15 protein-coding genes and 1 pseudogene are annotated in these 18,574 nt (G+C 47.0%); all 16 read left to right on the forward strand.

What is annotated here, in order from left to right:
- Positions 1-54 precede the first annotated feature (54 nt).
- Complete coding sequence (locus ICN24_RS01755) at positions 55-2,391, forward strand: penicillin-binding protein 1A (protein WP_216220925.1); 2,337 nt, start codon at positions 55-57, stop codon at positions 2,389-2,391.
- Positions 2,392-2,403: 12 nt separating this feature from the next.
- Positions 2,404-3,108: a transposase gene (locus tag ICN24_RS01760; protein ID WP_216220926.1), complete on the forward strand. Its 705-nt coding sequence runs from the start codon at positions 2,404-2,406 to the stop codon at positions 3,106-3,108.
- 194 nt (positions 3,109-3,302) lie between these two features.
- Positions 3,303-8,048, forward strand: a complete 4,746-nt coding sequence (locus ICN24_RS01765) for a glutamate synthase-related protein (RefSeq protein ID WP_216220927.1) — start codon at positions 3,303-3,305, stop codon at positions 8,046-8,048.
- Positions 8,049-8,090: 42 nt separating this feature from the next.
- Complete coding sequence (locus tag ICN24_RS01770; protein ID WP_216220928.1) at positions 8,091-9,554, forward strand: glutamate synthase subunit beta; 1,464 nt, start codon at positions 8,091-8,093, stop codon at positions 9,552-9,554.
- Between the two features lie 10 nt (positions 9,555-9,564).
- The gene (locus ICN24_RS01775) at positions 9,565-10,413 is read left to right on the forward strand and encodes an ABC transporter ATP-binding protein (RefSeq protein ID WP_216220929.1); all 849 of its coding nucleotides are present in this window, start codon (positions 9,565-9,567) and stop codon (positions 10,411-10,413) included.
- Positions 10,413-11,210 carry a lipid asymmetry maintenance ABC transporter permease subunit MlaE gene (mlaE, locus tag ICN24_RS01780; protein WP_255532527.1) on the forward strand — a complete coding sequence of 266 codons (798 nt, stop codon included), beginning with the start codon at positions 10,413-10,415 and terminating at the stop codon, positions 11,208-11,210. Before ICN24_RS01775 ends, mlaE begins: the two co-directional genes overlap by 1 nt.
- Positions 11,211-11,231: 21 nt before the next feature.
- Positions 11,232-11,714 carry an outer membrane lipid asymmetry maintenance protein MlaD gene (mlaD, locus tag ICN24_RS01785; RefSeq protein ID WP_216220930.1) on the forward strand — a complete coding sequence of 161 codons (483 nt, stop codon included), beginning with the start codon at positions 11,232-11,234 and terminating at the stop codon, positions 11,712-11,714.
- Positions 11,711-12,457: a VacJ family lipoprotein gene (locus tag ICN24_RS01790; RefSeq protein ID WP_216220931.1), complete on the forward strand. Its 747-nt coding sequence runs from the start codon at positions 11,711-11,713 to the stop codon at positions 12,455-12,457. The genes mlaD and ICN24_RS01790 overlap by 4 nt, the downstream gene beginning before the upstream one ends.
- Before the next feature lie 56 nt (positions 12,458-12,513).
- A complete protein-coding gene (locus ICN24_RS01795) occupies positions 12,514-13,155 on the forward strand; it encodes a phospholipid-binding protein MlaC (protein ID WP_216220933.1) in 642 nt (213 codons plus the stop codon).
- A 15-nt stretch (positions 13,156-13,170) separates the two neighbouring features.
- Complete coding sequence (locus tag ICN24_RS01800; RefSeq protein ID WP_216220934.1) at positions 13,171-13,428, forward strand: lipid asymmetry maintenance protein MlaB; 258 nt, start codon at positions 13,171-13,173, stop codon at positions 13,426-13,428.
- A gap of 4 nt (positions 13,429-13,432) precedes the next feature.
- Positions 13,433-14,116: pseudogene (locus ICN24_RS01805) on the forward strand (ABC transporter ATP-binding protein); the annotation flags it as partial.
- A gap of 65 nt (positions 14,117-14,181) precedes the next feature.
- Positions 14,182-14,970, forward strand: coding sequence for an ABC transporter permease (locus ICN24_RS01810; protein ID WP_216220938.1), 789 nt, complete (start codon positions 14,182-14,184; stop codon positions 14,968-14,970).
- Between the two features lie 33 nt (positions 14,971-15,003).
- Positions 15,004-15,252, forward strand: coding sequence for a BolA family protein (locus ICN24_RS01815; protein WP_216220940.1), 249 nt, complete (start codon positions 15,004-15,006; stop codon positions 15,250-15,252).
- Positions 15,253-15,299: 47 nt separating this feature from the next.
- Entirely contained in the window at positions 15,300-16,574 is a 1,275-nt protein-coding gene (murA, locus tag ICN24_RS01820; protein ID WP_216220941.1) for a UDP-N-acetylglucosamine 1-carboxyvinyltransferase, read from the forward strand.
- Between the two features lie 20 nt (positions 16,575-16,594).
- Entirely contained in the window at positions 16,595-17,221 is a 627-nt protein-coding gene (gene hisG, locus ICN24_RS01825; protein ID WP_216220942.1) for an ATP phosphoribosyltransferase, read from the forward strand.
- An 8-nt stretch (positions 17,222-17,229) separates the two neighbouring features.
- Positions 17,230-18,552: a histidinol dehydrogenase gene (gene hisD, locus ICN24_RS01830; RefSeq protein WP_216220943.1), complete on the forward strand. Its 1,323-nt coding sequence runs from the start codon at positions 17,230-17,232 to the stop codon at positions 18,550-18,552.
- Positions 18,553-18,574 lie beyond the last annotated feature (22 nt).

An 18,574-nucleotide genomic window follows, 5' to 3' on the forward strand; every position in this document is an offset into this window, starting at 1 on the left:
CAAGGTTTTTGGAGCTTTCGGTGAAATTGTCTAAGCACCCTATAATTTGGACATATGGCGCTTCCTCCAAAAGACAAGCCGACGTTCAATCAGCGTCCAATTCGTCAGCCCGATAGACGTCCACGTCAATCTCGAGTGGACCCAGGCTCGCCTGGGAAGTCTTCAGGAAGTCCTTTGGTCAAAGCCTTACTCATTATTGGAGTGGCGGCAGCCTTAGTTGTGACGCTATTGTTGGGTTATGCCTTCTTAATTGCTAAGCCTAACCTGCCAAAAATTTCTGCTTTAACTGATTACAACCCCAAAACACCTTTACGCATTTACACGGCAGACAAAGTCTTAATTGGCGAGTTTGGTGAAGAGCGTCGTAAAGTTATTCCCTTGAATGACATCCCCTTAGTCATGCGCAATGCAGTAATTGCCACAGAGGATGATCGCTTTTATTCACATGGTGGCGTGGATTACATTGGCGTCCTTAGGGCCGGGCTTGCCAATCTCCGGGGGCACTTGGCTCAAGGTGCGTCGACCATCACGATGCAAGTGGCAAGGAACTTCTTTTTGAGCAATGAAAAAACGTTCAGCCGAAAAATATATGAAATATTGCTTGCATGGGAAATTGAGTCTGAACTAACAAAAGACAAGATTCTCGAAATCTATATGAACCAGATTTTCTTGGGTCAACGCGCTTTTGGATTTGCGAGCGCATCACAGATTTACTTTGGTATTGAACTCAAAGATATTTCAGTGGCACAAGCAGCGATGTTGGCTGGCTTGCCCAAGGCCCCTTCGGCTTACAACCCTGTCACCAACTTCAGGCGCGCCAAGATTCGTCAGGAATACATCTTGCAGCGCATGCGCGATCTTGGTTATATCAATGCTGAAGAGTATCAAAAGGCCATGGCAGAAGAATTGCATATTCGAGGCCTGGGCAATGAATTTGCAGTGCGTGCAGATTTTCCAGCTGAGATGGTGAGACAGTTGTTATTTAGTCAATATGGAGAGGCCATCTACTCTCAAGGCATTGACGTTTACACCACCATCCTGAAAGCAGACCAAGATGCGGCATACAAAGCCGTTCGTCGCGGCATTTTTGAATACGACTTACGCCATGCTTACAGGGGCCCAGAAGGTTTTATTGATTTGCCCGACGATCCTGTTAAACGTCAGCGCGCCATTGATGAAGCGTTATTGGCATATCCGCAATTGGATGATTTGCAGTCTGGCGTAGTGCTCGACGTCAAACCAAAAGAGATGCAGGTCATGATCTCGACTGGTGACACTATTACCATCAAAGGTGAGGGCATGAAACTGGCTGCCGCATCACTGACCGATAGCACTCAACCAAAAAAACGTCTACGACCTGGCGCGGTAGTGAGGTTGTTGTCTGATGGCGGCATTTGGAAATTGGCTCAGTTACCTCAAGTAGAAGCCGCATTTGTTTCGATGAATGCGGAAACGGGCGCGATTCTTTCTTTAGTGGGCGGTTTTGATTTCCGTCGCAATCAATTCAATCACGTGACTCAAGCCCTGCGTCAGCCAGGTTCATCATTTAAGCCCTTCATCTACGCAGCTGCTATTGAAAAAGGTTTTACGCCTAGCACCATGGTCAACGATGCACCTTTGTCTATTGGCAGTATGGAAACGGGTAGCCAGGCATGGGAGCCTAAAAACTATGATGGCAAATATGACGGCATGATGCGTTTGCGTAATGCCTTGGCTAAATCGAAGAACTTAGTTTCAGTCCGAATTATTCGTGCCATTGGCCCGTCCTATGCGCAGGAATATATTCAGCGTTTTGGTTTTGAGCCTGAGAAGCATCCCCCATATTTGACAATGGCTTTGGGGGCTGGTTCTGTTACTCCTCTACAGATGGCCTCTGCATATAGCGTGTTTGCTAATGGTGGTTATCGTGTCGATCCATTTTTGATTGACAAGATGGTGGATTCAAAAGGGGCAGTCTTGTTTGAGGCTAAGCCAGCGAGCGTTGGTAATGGCGCCCCTCGAGTGTTGGATGCACGTACTGCATTTGTGATGGATAGCATGCTGCAAGAGGTGACAAAAACTGGTACCGCGGCAAGTGCACGCAGCAAGTTGGGGCGTTCTGATATTGCAGGTAAAACCGGCACAACAAATGAATCGCACGATGCTTGGTTTGCTGGTTACAACCCTAAAGTCGTGGCAATTGCCTGGATTGGTTTTGATAAGCCGGCTAGCTTGGGCGATCGTGAAACCGGTGGCGGCTTAGCCTTGCCGATGTGGATCTCCTATATGTCAACGGCTCTCAAAGACATACCGCAGCAGTCTCGCGAAGTCCCAGAGGGCGTCACCCAAGCTGACGGTGATTGGTTCATTCCTGAGTTCTCTCGCAATGGCGGGGTTCGCGAACTGCAGTAGTTCGTTATCAGAATGGCTCGCCAAGCTCGCACTGTTATACCTGGCCAAGCAATGCATGTGTTGGTTCGTGGTAATAACCGTGAAACCCTTTTCTTTAGTAACGAAGACCGTCGTACCTACTTAGAGTGGTTACGTGAGGCTGCAAGACAATTTGGCTGCGCAGTGCACGCATTTGCCTTGATGCCCAATCATGTACATTTATTAATGACACCCCAAAATGAAGACTCTCTTGCGAAGACGATGCAATCTTTGGGGCGTCGTTATGCGCAATATTTCAATCAACAACATCACCGCTCCGGAACTATTTGGGAGGGAAGATATCGCTCATCTTTAATTGATCCAGATTATTTTCTGCGTTGCCAGCGATACATCGAACTCAATCCAGTCAGGGCAGGCTATGAGTCCAGCCCACAAGATTCTGGTTGGACCAGCTTTGCTACCCATATTGGAGGGAACGCCGAGCCTTGGTTGGTGGATCACCAGCATTTTTGGAAATTAGGTAATACGCCTTTTGAGCGACAAATGGGTTGGGCGAGTTTTGTCAAAGAGGGTGCCCCACATTGGGAGGACCGACAGATTACTGAGGCACTCATTCGTTCTAAGCCTTGGGTAAGCGATATTTACGCCAAAAAGTTGTTTAAAGAGACTCCCGAATTAGCCCAAATTCGCCATCGTGGACGCCCCAGGAAAATAAATCAAGTAAATTCAAGTACTTAGGGCAATCATCATTCCGTGGCTCTGAATTAGAAGTCTTGAATCTATCGACTCTGTCCCCATATATAAAATTCATATTGGTGCGACATCAAAATAAATGGGACAGACTCATTTTATTTCTATTGCATCGATATGGGTATTCACCTATATTGGATCCTCCAAAAGTTATTAGGCCTTTGTTGCCCCTCGGAAATACTATGACTACACAATTGAATTCTGATCTTCGCCCAATCGCTCAAGGTCTATATGACCCACAAAATGAGCATGACGCCTGTGGCGTAGGATTTGTCGCACATATCAAGGGTAAGAAATCTCACGAGATCGTTTCTCAGGGTTTGAAGATTCTGGAAAACTTAGACCACCGGGGCGCGGTGGGTGCTGATCCTTTAATGGGTGACGGTGCCGGTATCTTGATTCAGATTCCAGATACTTTGTATCGCGAAGAAATGGCTAAACAAGGCGTTACTTTGCCTCCATATGGTGAATATGGTGTGGGTATGATTTTCTTGCCAAAAGAACACGCATCACGTTTGGCTTGCGAACAAGAGTTAGAGCGCACTGTACGTTTAGAAGGTCAAGTGGTGTTGGGTTGGAGAGATGTGCCAGTAGATGTGAAGTTACCGATGTCTCCAACCGTGCAAATGACCGAGCCGTTCATTCGTCAAATTTTTATTGGACGTGGTCGCGACATCATGACAACCGATGCGCTAGAGCGTAAGTTGTATGTCATTCGCAAAACCGCAAGTCATGCAATTCAAGATTTGCATTTGAAGCACGGCAAAGAATATTTTGTTGCTTCAATGTCAGCTAGAACCATTGTTTATAAGGGTTTGCTGTTAGCAAACCAAGTGGGCGCTTATTACCAGGACTTGCAAGATAAGCGCACAGTATCTGCACTTGCTTTGGTACACCAACGCTTCTCTACCAATACTTTCCCTGCTTGGGAGTTGGCGCATCCGTATCGCATGATTGCGCATAACGGTGAAATTAATACTGTTAAAGGGAACGTGAACTGGGTGAACGCACGTGAGGGCGCGATTAGCTCCCCAGTGCTAGGTGATGATTTGCAAAAACTCTGGCCTTTGATTTATCCAGGTCAATCAGACACCGCTTGCTTTGATAACTGCTTAGAGTTGTTAGTCATGTCTGGCTATCCATTAGCGCAAGCAATGATGATGATGATTCCTGAGGCATGGGAACAGCATGCATTGATGGATGACAACCGCCGCGCATTCTATGAATATCACGCTGCCATGATGGAGCCATGGGATGGTCCTGCAGCGATGGCATTTACCGATGGCCGTCAAATTGGCGCAACTTTGGATCGCAATGGTTTGCGTCCAGCACGCTATTACGTGACCGATGATGATCTTGTCATCATGGGCTCTGAGGCTGGTGTGCTCCCAATTCCTGAGAGCAAGATTGTTCAAAAGTGGCGCTTACAGCCAGGCAAGATGTTCATGATCGACATGGAGCAAGGTCGCATCATTGACGACGTTGAACTCAAGAATGCTGTTTCAAAAGCAAAGCCATATAAGAGTTGGATTGATGCTGTTCGTGTGAAGCTCGATGAAGTTGACGCTAGCAAAGCGGACTTGATTGACGAAAAAACTACGATCCGCCCAGCGGCTAAATTATTAGATCGTCAGCAGGCGTTTGGTTATACCCAAGAAGATATTAAGTTCCTCATGGCACCAATGGCCATGAATGGCGAGGAGGCGATTGGATCCATGGGCAACGACAGCCCATTAGCGGTGCTCTCCAATAAGAACAAGCCACTGTATAACTACTTCAAGCAATTATTCGCGCAAGTTACCAACCCTCCAATCGATCCGATTCGCGAGAACATGGTGATGTCTTTAGTTTCTTTCATTGGACCAAAGCCGAATTTATTGGATACCAATAACATCAATCCTCCAATGCGCTTGGAAGTTAGTCAGCCTATTTTGGATTTTGATGACATCACCAAGATTCGCCATATTGGTCATTACACCAATGGTAAGTTCCGCTCCTACGAATTAGATATTTGCTACCCAGCTGCATGGGGCAAAGCTGGTATCGAGGCTCGTTTGGCATCATTGTGTGCTGAAGCTGCAGATGCCGTCCGTTCTGGCTACAACATTTTGATCGTGAGCGATCGTCAGGTTGATGAGAAGCACGTAGCCATTCCTGCATTGTTAGCCACTTCTGCAATTCATCAGCACCTAGTGCAAAAAGGTTTACGCACTAGCGTTGGCCTCGTGGTGGAGACTGGAAGCGCCCGTGAGACACACCACTTCGCGCTCTTGGCTGGTTATGGTGCAGAAGCTGTTCATCCATATCTCGCTATGGAAACCTTGGCTGAAATGGCTAAAGGCTTATCTGGCGATCTTTCTGCTGAAAAAGCAGTGAAGAACTTTGTCAAAGCAATTGGTAAGGGCTTGCAAAAAGTGATGTCCAAAATGGGTATCTCTACATACATGTCCTACACCGGCTCTCAGATTTTTGAGGCGATTGGTTTAAATCACGACATCATTGATCAGTACTTCAAAGGTACCCCATCGAACGTAGGCGGTATCGGTGTATTCGAAGTGGCTGAGGAAGCATTGCGTATGCACAGTGCCGCCTTTGGCAATGATCCAGTGTTGACCAATATGCTTGATGCTGGCGGTGAGTATGCCTTCCGTATTCGTGGTGAGAACCATATGTGGACTCCAGATACGATTGCAAAGCTGCAGCATTCAACTCGTATTGGTGCTGAAAAGGGTTATCAGACTTACAAAGAGTACGCCAACATCATTAATGATCAAACCAAGCGCCAGATGACTTTGCGTGGTTTGTTTGAATTTAAGATTGATCCAAGTAAAGCGATTCCATTAGATGAAGTCGAGTCAGCTAAAGAGATCGTGAAGCGTTTTGCCACAGGTGCAATGTCTTTGGGTTCTATTTCTACAGAGGCGCACGCAACTTTGGCAATCGCAATGAACCGTATTGGCGGTAAGTCCAATACTGGTGAGGGTGGCGAAGATCCAAATCGCTACGTAAATGAGCTCAAAGGTATTCCAATCAAGAAGGGCGAGTCTTTAGCCAGCATCTTGGGTAGCGATGTTGTAGAAGCCAATATTCCATTGCAAGATGGCGACTCATTGCGCTCTAAGATTAAGCAGGTTGCCTCTGGTCGCTTTGGTGTCACCACTGAGTATTTGCGTTCTGCAGATCAGATTCAGATCAAGATGGCGCAAGGTGCTAAGCCTGGTGAGGGCGGTCAATTACCTGGTGGCAAAGTATCTGACTATATTGGTAAGTTACGTTTCTCAGTGCCGGGCGTTGGTTTGATTTCTCCTCCTCCGCACCATGATATTTACTCTATTGAAGATATCGCGCAATTGATTCATGACTTGAAAAACGTTAACCCAAAAGCAGACGTTTCTGTGAAGTTGGTATCTGAAGTTGGTGTTGGTACTGTTGCTGCGGGTGTTGCAAAAGCAAAAGCAGACCACGTTGTGATCGCTGGCCATGATGGCGGTACTGGCGCATCGCCGCTCTCATCCATTAAGCATGCTGGTTCCCCATGGGAGCTTGGCTTGGCTGAAACACAGCAAACTTTAGTTCTGAATGGTTTGCGTAGCCGTATTCGTGTTCAGGCTGACGGCCAAATGAAGACGGGTCGCGACGTTGTAATTGGTGCTTTGTTGGGTGCCGATGAATTTGGTTTTGCGACAGCTCCATTGGTTGTTGAGGGTTGCATCATGATGCGTAAGTGTCATTTGAATACCTGCCCAGTTGGTGTGGCGACTCAAGATCCTGAGCTGCGTAAGAAATTCTCTGGCAAGCCAGAGCACGTTGTGAACTTCTTCTTCTTTATTGCTGAGGAGGCTCGCGAGATCATGGCGCAGTTGGGTATTCGTAAGTTTGATGACTTGATTGGTCGTGTTGATCTCTTAGATACTCGCAAGGGTATTGAGAACTGGAAAGTGCATGGTTTAGATTTCAGCAAGATTTTCGCTGAGCCACAAGTGGCAGCCGAAGTGCCACGCTATCAAGTGCTGACTCAAGACCATGGTTTAGCAAGCGCACTCGACAATATTTTGATTGAGAAGAGTGAGCCTGCATTGGAACGTGGTGAGAAAGTTTCTTTCATCGTTCCGGTGAAGAACGTCAACCGCACAGTAGGCGCAATGCTTTCTGGTGAAGTTGCTCAGCGTTATGGTCATGCAGGCTTGCCGGATGACACCATTCATATCCAGTTGAATGGCACTGCTGGCCAAAGCTTTGCAGCCTTCTTAGCGCGCGGCATTACTTTGGATCTAGTTGGTGATGGCAATGACTACGTTGGCAAAGGCTTGTCCGGCGGTCGCGTCATCGTTCGCGCTCCCCATGAGTTCCGTGGCGATACAGCTAAGAACATTATTGTTGGCAATACCGTTCTCTACGGTGCAATTGCTGGCGAGGCATTCTTTAACGGCGTAGCGGGCGAGCGTTTTGCAGTCCGTAACTCTGGTGCTACTACTGTTGTAGAGGGTACTGGCGATCACGGTTGTGAATATATGACTGGTGGAACGGTCGTTGTATTGGGTGCTACAGGCCGTAACTTTGCTGCAGGTATGAGCGGTGGTATTGCTTATGTGTATGACGAAGATGGTTTGTTTGATAAGCGCTGCAATACCAGCATGGCGACTTTGGAAAAAGTATTGCCTTCTGCTGAGCAGATTGCCCAGATGCCTAAGTCTGAATGGCATGCCCCTGTCGATGTTAAAGACGGTGGCGAGCGCTTGACTGATGAGCAAATTTTGAAGGGCTTGATTGAGCGTCACTTCCGCCACACAGGCTCTGAGCGTGCCAAAGCTATCTTGGCTGATTGGGAAAACGCCCGCAGCCGCTTTGTGAAGGTGCTTCCAACCGAGTACAAGCGTGCCCTAGGTGAGTTGTGGGAAAAAGCTCAAAACAAAACCGTTGCTGCTTAATTAATCAACATAGATATTAAGAAAAGATACTAAGGATTCGATATGGGTAAGGTCACTGGATTTATGGAGTTTGAGCGCGTCGAGGAAAGCTACGAAGCGCCGGTTAAACGTCTCCATCACTACAAAGAATTTGTTGCCGCATTGAGTGATGAAGAGGCGAAAGTTCAAGGTGCGCGTTGTATGGATTGTGGTATTCCGTTTTGTAATAACGGCTGCCCAGTCAACAACATCATTCCTGACTTCAATGATTTAGTGTTTCATAGCGACTGGAAGAATGCATTAGACGTACTGCAATCTACTAATAACTTCCCAGAATTTACAGGCCGTATTTGTCCAGCTCCTTGTGAAGCTGCTTGTACTTTGGGAATCAACAGTACTGCCGTAGGCATTAAGTCGATTGAGCACGCCATTATCGATAAAGGCTGGGAAAACGGTTGGGTTAAACCACAGCTATCTAAAACAAAGACTGGCAAAAAGGTTGCAGTTGTTGGCGGCGGTCCTGCAGGCATGGCAGCTGCACAGCAATTGGCACGCGTTGGCCATGATGTCACGGTATTTGAAAAGAATGATCGCGTTGGCGGTTTGCTGCGCTACGGTATTCCTGACTTCAAAATGGAGAAGTGGCTCATTGATCGTCGCGTTGAGCAAATGCAAGCCGAGGGCGTGAAATTTGAAACTGGCGTATTTGTTGGTAAAGAAGCAATCGGTGCCGAAGTAAAGAATTACTCCAACAAAACAGTTTCTCCTGAGCAGTTGATGAAAGATTTTGATGCGGTAGTCATTACGGGCGGTGCAGAACAGCCACGTGATTTACCGGTCCCAGGACGTGAGTTGGCTGGTGTTCACTATGCATTGGAATTTTTAATTCCGCAAAACAAAGAAAATGCTGGCGACTTCAAAAATGAAATTCGCGCTACTGATAAGCATGTCGTGGTGATTGGTGGTGGTGATACTGGCTCTGATTGCGTAGGTACTTCAAACCGTCATGGCGCTACTAAGATTACTCAGTTTGAGTTGTTGCCTCAACCTCCTGAAGTTGAAAACAAGCCATTGGTATGGCCTTATTGGCCAACGAAGTTGCGCACCTCCTCCTCCCATGAAGAAGGTTGTGAGCGTGATTGGTCAGTTGCGACCAAGCGTTTTGAAGGTAAAAACGGCAAGTTAGAGAAGTTAATTGGTGTGCGTTTGGAGTGGAAAGATGGAAAGATGTCAGAAGTTCCAAACTCCGAATTCGAGATTAAGGCGGATTTAGTGCTTTTGGCGATGGGATTTGTATCCCCAGTGCAACAGGTATTGAATGCATTTGGTGTTGAAAAAGACGCTCGCGGCAATGCAAAAGCCACTGTGGATGGTCAAAACGCTTATCAAACCAATGTTCCCAAAGTATTTGCAGCTGGTGATATGCGCCGCGGACAATCTTTGGTAGTTTGGGCAATTCGTGAAGGCCGCCAATGTGCTCAGGCAGTAGACCAGTATTTAATGGGGTCATCTGTTTTACCCCGATAATATCGGGGATATGAATAGTTCTCAGCCTAACGCATTGGATGTCAGCAAAACCCCAGGAGAAGTTGTCGTTGCTATTAAGGACGTCGACTTTTCCTATGCGCCTGGCGAGCGACAAATTTTGTCGGGCCTCAATATGGAGTTTCGACGCGGTCAAGTAGTTGCTGTCATGGGTGGTTCTGGTTGTGGCAAAACAACCATCCTACGCCTTATTGGCGGTCAATTTGCCGCGCAATCCGGACAAGTTTTATTTGAGGGCCAAGATATTGGCAAAATGAATGGCGAGCAATTGATGGCAGCTCGTCGTCGTATGGGTATGCTGTTTCAGTTTGGCGCGCTCTTTACTGATCTGAGTGTTTTTGAAAACGTCGCATTTCCTTTGCGCGAACATACTGATTTGAGTGAAGAGCTGTTGCGCTCATTAGTGCTCATGAAATTGAATGCGGTAGGTCTGCGTGGGGCGCGTGATTTAATGCCCTCACAAATTTCAGGTGGGATGGCCAGGCGTGTTGCACTAGCAAGAGCTATTGCTTTAGATCCTCCGCTCATCATGTACGACGAGCCATTTGCTGGCCTTGATCCTATCTCGCTTGGGATTACGGCACGCCTGATTCGTGATCTGAACAATGCCCTGGGAGCCACGAGTTTATTGGTCACGCACGATGTTGAAGAAACATTTGAAATTGCGGACTATGTCTACTTTATTGCCAATGGTCACATCGGCGCGCAAGGAACTCCTGCAGAACTCAGTCGCTCAACAGATCCTTTTGTCAGACAGTTTTTGGATGCTGCTCCTGATGGCCCAGTGCCATTTCATTATCCAGGTCAAAGCTTGGCGGAAGATTTTGGAGTGAACATTTAATGACGGCCTTGCATAAACTGCTCGATCTATTTGGAGATCTCGGCTTTTTCATTCGCCGCAATTTAACTAGCCTTGGCTTAGCAGCAAGAATGTTTGCAGCAGTGATTTGGCGTTCAGCATTCTTATTGAAAAGACCGCGTCTTGTCGTCGATCAAATTTTATTTGTTGGTAATCACTCTTTTGTGATCATCGCAGTTTCTGGCTTGTTCGTAGGTTTTGTATTGGGATTGCAGGGTTACTACACCCTCAATCGATATGGCTCTGAGCAAGCCTTGGGTTTATTGGTCGCTTTATCGCTCACGCGCGAACTAGGCCCGGTGATTACTGCCTTGTTATTTGCAGGGAGAGCCGGTACTTCATTAACGGCTGAGATTGGCCTGATGAAGGCAGGCGAGCAGTTAAGCGCCATGGAAATGATGGCGGTAGATCCATTAGGTCGGGTGATTGCTCCGCGCTTATGGGCCGGCATTATTTCTATGCCGATTTTGGCAACGATTTTTACAGCTGTTGGCGTGCTTGGGGGCTATTTTGTTGGTGTTCCTTTAATTGGGGTGGATTCTGGTGCCTTTTGGTCTCAAATGCAGGGGGGCGTAGATCTCTTTTCCGATATTGGAAATGGCCTCATAAAAAGTTTGGTATTTGGTGTGGCAGTGACTTTTATTGCCCTATATCAAGGTTATGAAGCAAAGCCAACACCGGAAGGCGTCTCACAGGCGACTACACGGACAGTGGTGATCTCTTCTTTATCGGTTTTGGCATTGGACTTCTTGCTTACTGCAATGATGTTCTCAAATTAGAAAGAATAAACTGGGGCTCTTATGAGAAAAAGCGCAATTGATATCTGGGTGGGAATTTTTGTTGCCATTGGTTTAATGGCAGCCTTATTTCTCGCTTTAAAAGTGGGCAATATGAATGCTGTGTCATTTGCGCCGACTTATAAAATTTCTGCGCGGTTTGACAATATTGGCGGCTTAAAGCCACGTGCTCCTGTAAAGAGTGCAGGTGTAGTGGTCGGCCGTATTGCCAATATTTCGTTTGATGACAAAACTTATCAAGCTACTGTGGTGATGACGATTGAGGATGCTTATAAATTCCCAACAGATTCATCTGCCAAGATTTTGACCTCTGGTCTATTGGGCGAGCAATACATTGGCCTGGAGGCTGGTGGTTCAGACGATATGTTGGCTGAGGGTGGCAAGATCGCACAAACACAATCTGCAATTGTTTTAGAAAATCTGATTAGTCAGTTTTTATATAACAAGGCTGCAGATAGCGGACAAGAAAAGAGTGCGGCAAAATGATCTTTTGGCTGCAGCTAAAACGCGTTGCGTTACTGTGCTTAGCTGCTGCGATGGTGGGTTGTGCCTCGATCCCTGCTGGAGTGCAACCTTCTCCGGATGATCCATGGGAGCCATTTAACCGCTCTGTCTTTGAATTCAATGAAGGCCTAGATGCGTATTTACTAAAGCCAGTAGTTGCTGGCTATCGATTCATATTGCCTGAATTTGTACGTGATGGCATCTACAACTTCTTTAGTAACTACAACGACATTTACACCGCCTTGTATAACTTGCTACAAGGCAAACCAGGTTATGCATTTAATGATTTCATGCGCGTTGCTGTTAATACAACAATGGGTCTGGGTGGGCTATTGGATTTAGCAACACCTGGTGGTCTTGAAAAGCATAAGGAAGACTGGGGACAAACCTTTGGTGTGTGGGGCGTGCCCGCTGGACCTTATGTGGTTTTGCCTTTCTTTGGCCCTAGTAACGTGCGCGATACCTTCGGTACGATTGCGGATTTGGAGTCAGACTATCTCTTTAAATACGTTAAAGATGTTGGCCTGCGCAATAGCATTACAGGTTTGCGTGTCGTGAATGCTCGAAATACCTACTATGAAGCGGGAGATTTATTGGATGGTGCTGCTATCGATAAGTACAGCTTTATGCGCGATGCGTACATTCAGAGGCGCCAGTATCAAATCAATGAGGGCAGGGAAGATGAAGAGCCACTCATGCCTGCATATGAGAACCAGTACGAGTAAAGTTTTGAGGGGCTAAAATTAGCCCTAATTTTGATAGAGATAGTGAGATCACGAGTATGAAAATCCACAAGACCATTGCCAAATTATTGGCTGCAAGCTTGTTGCTAGCTTCCGGCGCGCTATTTGCTCAGACTCCTGATCAGGCAACCCCACCCGATGCCTTAATCAAGATGGTGGTGACTGATGTGATGGCATCCGTAAAAGCGGATCCAGAAATCCAAAAAGGAAATATTCCCAGAATTGTTGACTTGGTAGAAAAGAAAATTGTTCCTTATACCGATATGCGTCGCACTACCGAAATGGCGATGGGCCCTAATTGGAAAAAAGCAACACCAGAACAACAAGCGCAGTTAACTTCAGAATTTAAAAACTTACTGATTCGGACATACTCCGGTGCTTTAAGTCAGTTGCGTGACCAGACTGTGCAGTTCAAAACTTTGCGAGCTGCCCCAGACGACAAGGATGTCGTGGTGAAGACGGTTGTGCTGGGTCGTGGCGATCCCGTTCCACTGGACTACCGTTTGGAAAAGACGGACAAGGGCTGGAAGGTCTATGACATGAATATTATGGGCGTCTGGTTGGTTGAGGCATACCGCAATCAGTTTGCCAACCAAATTAGTCAGAACGGCATTGAGGGCCTGGTGAAGTTTTTACAAGATCGCAATAAGCAGTTAGCGACTGCTAAACCAGCAAACTAATTGCACTCGATCACGATGTCATTTCAGTTGCCCCACACCGTTACCCAAGCAAATGCTTTGCAGTTGCAAAAAGAGGGTTTGTTGAATATCGCTAGTCTCGGTACAGTCAATTGCGCTGCACTTCAAGATTTTGATTCCACAGTGTTAACGGTGTTGCTAGCGTGGCGAAAAAAATTACAAGCGGATGGACGTTTCTTGGTGGTAGAGCAGCCACCTGAAAAGCTCAAAGTATTGGCCAATGTTTATGGCGTTTCTGCCTTGCTAGGTTTTTAAAAGCATGCATTCAGCGATTTCAATTCAGCATATTTCTAAGCATTACGGAGCCCTTCAGGCTTTAGATGATGTTTCTTTATCCATTGAGCCGGGAGAATTCTTTGGCTTACTTGGTCCTAATGGTGCCGGTAAAACCACTTTGATCTCTATTCTGGCTGGTTTGGTCAGAGCAGATCAAGGGCATGCAGCGATTTTGGGTGCTGATGTTCAGAAGTCATTTCGTGATGCCCGTCGCATGTTAGGTGTAGTTCCGCAAGAGTTGGTCTTTGATCCCTTTTTTACCGTTCGGGAAACCTTGCGTTTCCAGTCGGGATATTTTGGTATTCGCAATAACGATGCTTGGATCGACGAGATCATGGCAAACCTAGATCTCACTGGTAAGGCAGATAGCAATATGCGCTCTTTGTCTGGCGGTATGAAGCGTCGCGTACTAGTTGCACAGGCTCTGGTTCATCGCCCACCTGTCATTATTTTGGATGAGCCTACTGCCGGTGTTGACGTGGAGCTACGTCAGTCTCTGTGGCAATTTATTAGTAGATTAAATCAAGATGGCCATACGATTGTTTTAACTACGCATTACTTGGAAGAGGCTGAGGCGCTATGTCAGCGCATTGCTATGCTTAAGCAGGGCAAGATTGTTGCTTTGGATACAACCGCGAATTTGTTGACCCGCTATGGCTCTGTGAAAAAAGATGGCGAAGGTAAAACGGATCTCGAAGATGTCTTTGTCAATATTATGTCTGGGGGTGCGTTATGAAAAACGCATTAAATAAGCCCACCCTTGAATATGGCAGCGGTTTTCCAACGCTCTTGTTCAAAGAGGTCAAGCGTTTTTATAAAGTAGCCTTTCAGACAGTGGCTGCACCAGTACTCACAGCCATTTTGTACTTGATGATTTTTGGTCACGTGCTTGAAGGTAAAGAAGTTTATGGCCGCCTGAGTTACACCGCCTTTTTAATTCCAGGTCTGGTGATGATGAGCGTTTTACAAAATGCCTTTGCCAATACCTCATCATCCTTGATTCAATCTAAGATCACTGGAAATTTAGTATTTGTATTGCTGGCACCTTTAAGCCATATCGAGTTTTATACGGCCTATATCCTTGCCGCTGTTTTTCGGGGCATCGTAGTGGGACTTGGGGTATTTTTAATCACCGCGTGGTTTGCAATGCCCTCGCTTGAGTATCCGCTCTGGATCTTGGCGTTTGCCTTTTTAGGAGCAGCGATTTTAGGAAGTCTAGGCTTAATCGCTGGAATTTGGGCTGATAAATATGATCAGTTAGCCGCCTTTCAAAACTTCATCATCATGCCGGCAACGATGTTATCTGGCGTTTTCTACTCCATTCATTCATTGCCACCCGCTTGGCAAGTGGTTTCCCATTTCAATCCGTTTTTTTACATGATTGACGGTTTTCGCTTTGGTTTTTTTGGGGTATCTGATGTATCCCCATGGCATAGTTTGGCCATTGTGCTTTGCTTTTTTATAGTGGTTTCCGCTATCGCTTTACGTTTATTACAAAAGGGCTATAAGCTCCGCCATTAATTCGTTGCACCATTGTTTTATTAGGAGAGATGTATGTTGCCAACCCCCGAGCAGATTGAGGGCTATATCAAACAAGGCATTCAGTGCACCCACATACAAGTAGAGGGTGATGGACAGCATTTTTTTGCAACGATTGTGAGCCCTCAGTTTGAGGGTAAGCGTTTAGTACAAAGGCATCAGTTGGTTTATGGTGCAATGGGGGATCGCATGAAGGCTGAAGTACATGCTTTATCTATTAAAGCGTTTACCCCCGAAGAGTTTGCGCAGAACCCTGCCGCTTAAATACATCATTCAATACAAGATTAAAAAGTTTTTACTGGAATTGGTTCATGGATAAATTACGAATGGTTGGCGGTACCCCGCTGAAGGGCGAGGTAGTCATCGCAGGCGCCAAGAATGCTGCATTACCCATTCTTTGCGCCTGCTTGCTGACAGACCAGCCGGTGATTTTGCGCAATCTTCCTGATTTGCAAGATGTGCGCACCATGCTCAAACTCTTACAAGAAATTGGCGTAGTGGTGAGCTTCCCAAATCCAGAGGATCGTGGTCATGTCGTGCTCAATGCGGCTGAAATTAAGAGCTCTGAAGCAACCTACGATATGGTCAAAACGATGCGTGCCTCGATTTTGGTACTTGGCCCATTACTGGCCAGAATGCATAGCGCCAAAGTTTCTTTACCAGGTGGCTGCGCCATTGGTGCCCGCCCCGTAGATCAGCACATTAAGGGCTTAAAGGCCATGAGTGCCACTATCAAGATTAAGAGCGGCTACATTCAGGCAGAAACAAAGACACCCTCTGGTCGACTGCAGGGCGCCTCTATTTTGACGGACATGATTACCGTTACGGGTACAGAAAATTTATTGATGGCTGCAACGCTAGCTTCAGGTACTACCATTCTGGAAAATGCTGCCCGCGAGCCTGAGGTTGGTGACTTGGCTGAGCTGCTGGTAAAAATGGGTGCCAAGATTACTGGTATTGGCAGTGATCGTTTGGTCATTGAAGGTGTAGAAAAATTACATGGTGCAGAGCATTCTGTCATTCCGGATCGTATTGAGGCGGGCACCTTCCTTTGTGCGGTTGCTGCTGCTGGTGGTGATGTGCTGGTAAAGCACTGCCGTCCAGATACTTTAGATGCCGTGATTGTGAAATTGAAGGAGGCTGGTTTGCAGATGGAGGTCGGTCCTGATTGGATCAAGGCCTCGATGCAAGGACGACCCAAGGCGGTGAGTTTCCGGACTTCGGAGTACCCAGCGTTTCCGACCGATATGCAGGCCCAATTGATGGCTGTCAATGCGGTAGCAAGTGGTAGCTCAACGATTACCGAAACTATTTTTGAAAATCGATTTATGCACGTTCAGGAGTTAAATCGCCTGGGTGCTGATATTGCAATTGAAGGCAATACTGCTATTGCCCAGGGCGTAGATAAGCTTTCAGGCGCAATTGTGATGGCGACAGACTTGCGGGCTTCGGCTAGCTTGGTGATTGCAGGTCTAGCAGCGCAGGGTGAAACCCAGGTTGACCGGATTTACCATTTGGATCGAGGTTATGACCGCATGGAGCAGAAGTTAACCCTATTGGGCGCCCAGATCGAGCGCGTCAAGTAAGCCTGATGGATAATTAGGGCATGAAATTGACTTTAGCCCTCTCTAAAGGGCGCATCTTCGAAGAAACTGCAGAGATCTTATCTAAGGTCGGTATTGTGCCGCTCGAGGATCCTGAGAAATCTCGTAAGCTCATTATTGAGACATCCAATCCTGATGTTCGATTAATCATCGTCCGCGCATCTGATGTACCAACCTATGTGCAGTTTGGTGGAGCAGATTTTGGGGTGGCTGGTTTAGATGTGTTGATGGAAAAAGGCACTGACGGTTTATATGTACCTTACGATTTGGATATTGCGAAGTGCCGCATGTCAGTGGCAGTTCGTGAAGGTTTTGATTACGCCGCAGCAGTCAAGCAAGGTTCCCGTCTAAAGGTGGCTACCAAGTATGTCAACTGTGCGCGTGAACACTTTGCGAATAAGGGTGTCCATATCGACACGATTCAATTGTATGGATCCATGGAGTTGGCCCCATTAGTCGGCTTGGCAGATGCGATTGTGGATTTGGTTTCAACCGGCAACACGCTAAAAGCCAATGGCTTGGTGGAGGTTGAGCCTATTGCTGATATCAGCGCACGTCTTGTTGTGAACCAAGCTTCTTACAAACGGAAGCGTGCTCAGTTGCAGCCGATTTTTGAGTTGCTGAACTAATCTATTGCATGCCTTCGCAGATCTACGTTAAACGTCTGAACTCAGCCGATGCAGGTTTCAAAGAAACACTGCTCTCAAGCCTTTCTTTGCCGATGGCAGACGATGAAGCGATTGATGCTGCGGTAGTAAAAATATTGAGCGCAGTGAAAGACCAAGGTGATGATGCTGTATTGGGATTCACCAAGCAATTCGATCGCTTAATCGTTTCTAAAGTGACCGAATTAGAAATTCCCCACCAAGAGCTAGAGCGGGCATACCAAGCGTTATCTGTTGAGCAAAAGACTGCTCTAGATATCGCCGCCAAACGAGTGCGCGCTTATCATGAGAGACAAAAGATTGAAGCAGGATGCCACTCTTGGGAGTATGAAGAGGCTGATGGCACGCGCTTGGGTCAAAAGGTAACAGCACTTGATCGCGTAGGCATTTATGTTCCTGGAGGTAAGGCTGCTTATCCATCGTCTGTATTGATGAATGCGATTCCAGCAAAGGTTGCTGGCGTTGCTGAGGTGATCATGGTGGTGCCCACTCCTGATGGCGCACGCAATCCTTTGGTGTTGGCTGCCGCCTATTTGGCGGGCGTTGATCGGGTCTTTACGATTGGTGGAGCACAAGCCGTAGGCGCCCTTGCTTATGGCACCAAGACTATTCCAGCGGTTGATAAGATCGTTGGTCCAGGCAATGCCTATGTCGCAGCTGCTAAGCGCAGAGTATTCGGTACGGTCGGTATTGACATGATTGCTGGACCTTCCGAAATTTTGGTTCTCTGTGATGGCTCCAGTAATCCGGATTGGGTTGCGATGGATTTATTTTCTCAAGCCGAGCATGATGAACAGGCGCAATCGATATTGCTCTGCCCTGATGCGGCATTTATTGAAAAAGTACAAGCCAGTATCAATCGTTTGCTTCCAGAGATGCCAAGAGCCAAAGTGATTGAGGCTTCTTTGACCAATCGCGCACTCTTAATCCAAGTGAAAGATATGGCTCAGGCGTGCGAGATTGCAAATGCGATCGCTGCAGAGCACTTAGAGATTTGTGCTGTAGAGCCACGTCAATGGGCAGAGAAAATTCGGCACGCTGGCGCGATCTTTATGGGCAACTACACCAGTGAGTCGCTTGGTGATTATTGTGCTGGACCCAATCACGTATTGCCAACCGCACGCACGGCACGTTTTTCCTCGCCGCTAGGCGTGTATGACTTTATTAAGCGTTCGAGCATGATTGAAGTTAGCGAGGCTGGTGCCCAAACTCTGGGTGAGGTTGCAAGTACCTTAGCCCATGGCGAAGGTTTGCAAGCCCATGCTCGCGCCGCAGAGATGCGCTTGAAAAAATAAAGCGTCAGCAGAGTCAGCGGCG

It is taken from the genome of Polynucleobacter sp. UK-Kesae-W10, from assembly GCF_018881575.1.
GTDB lineage: Bacteria > Pseudomonadota > Gammaproteobacteria > Burkholderiales > Burkholderiaceae > Polynucleobacter.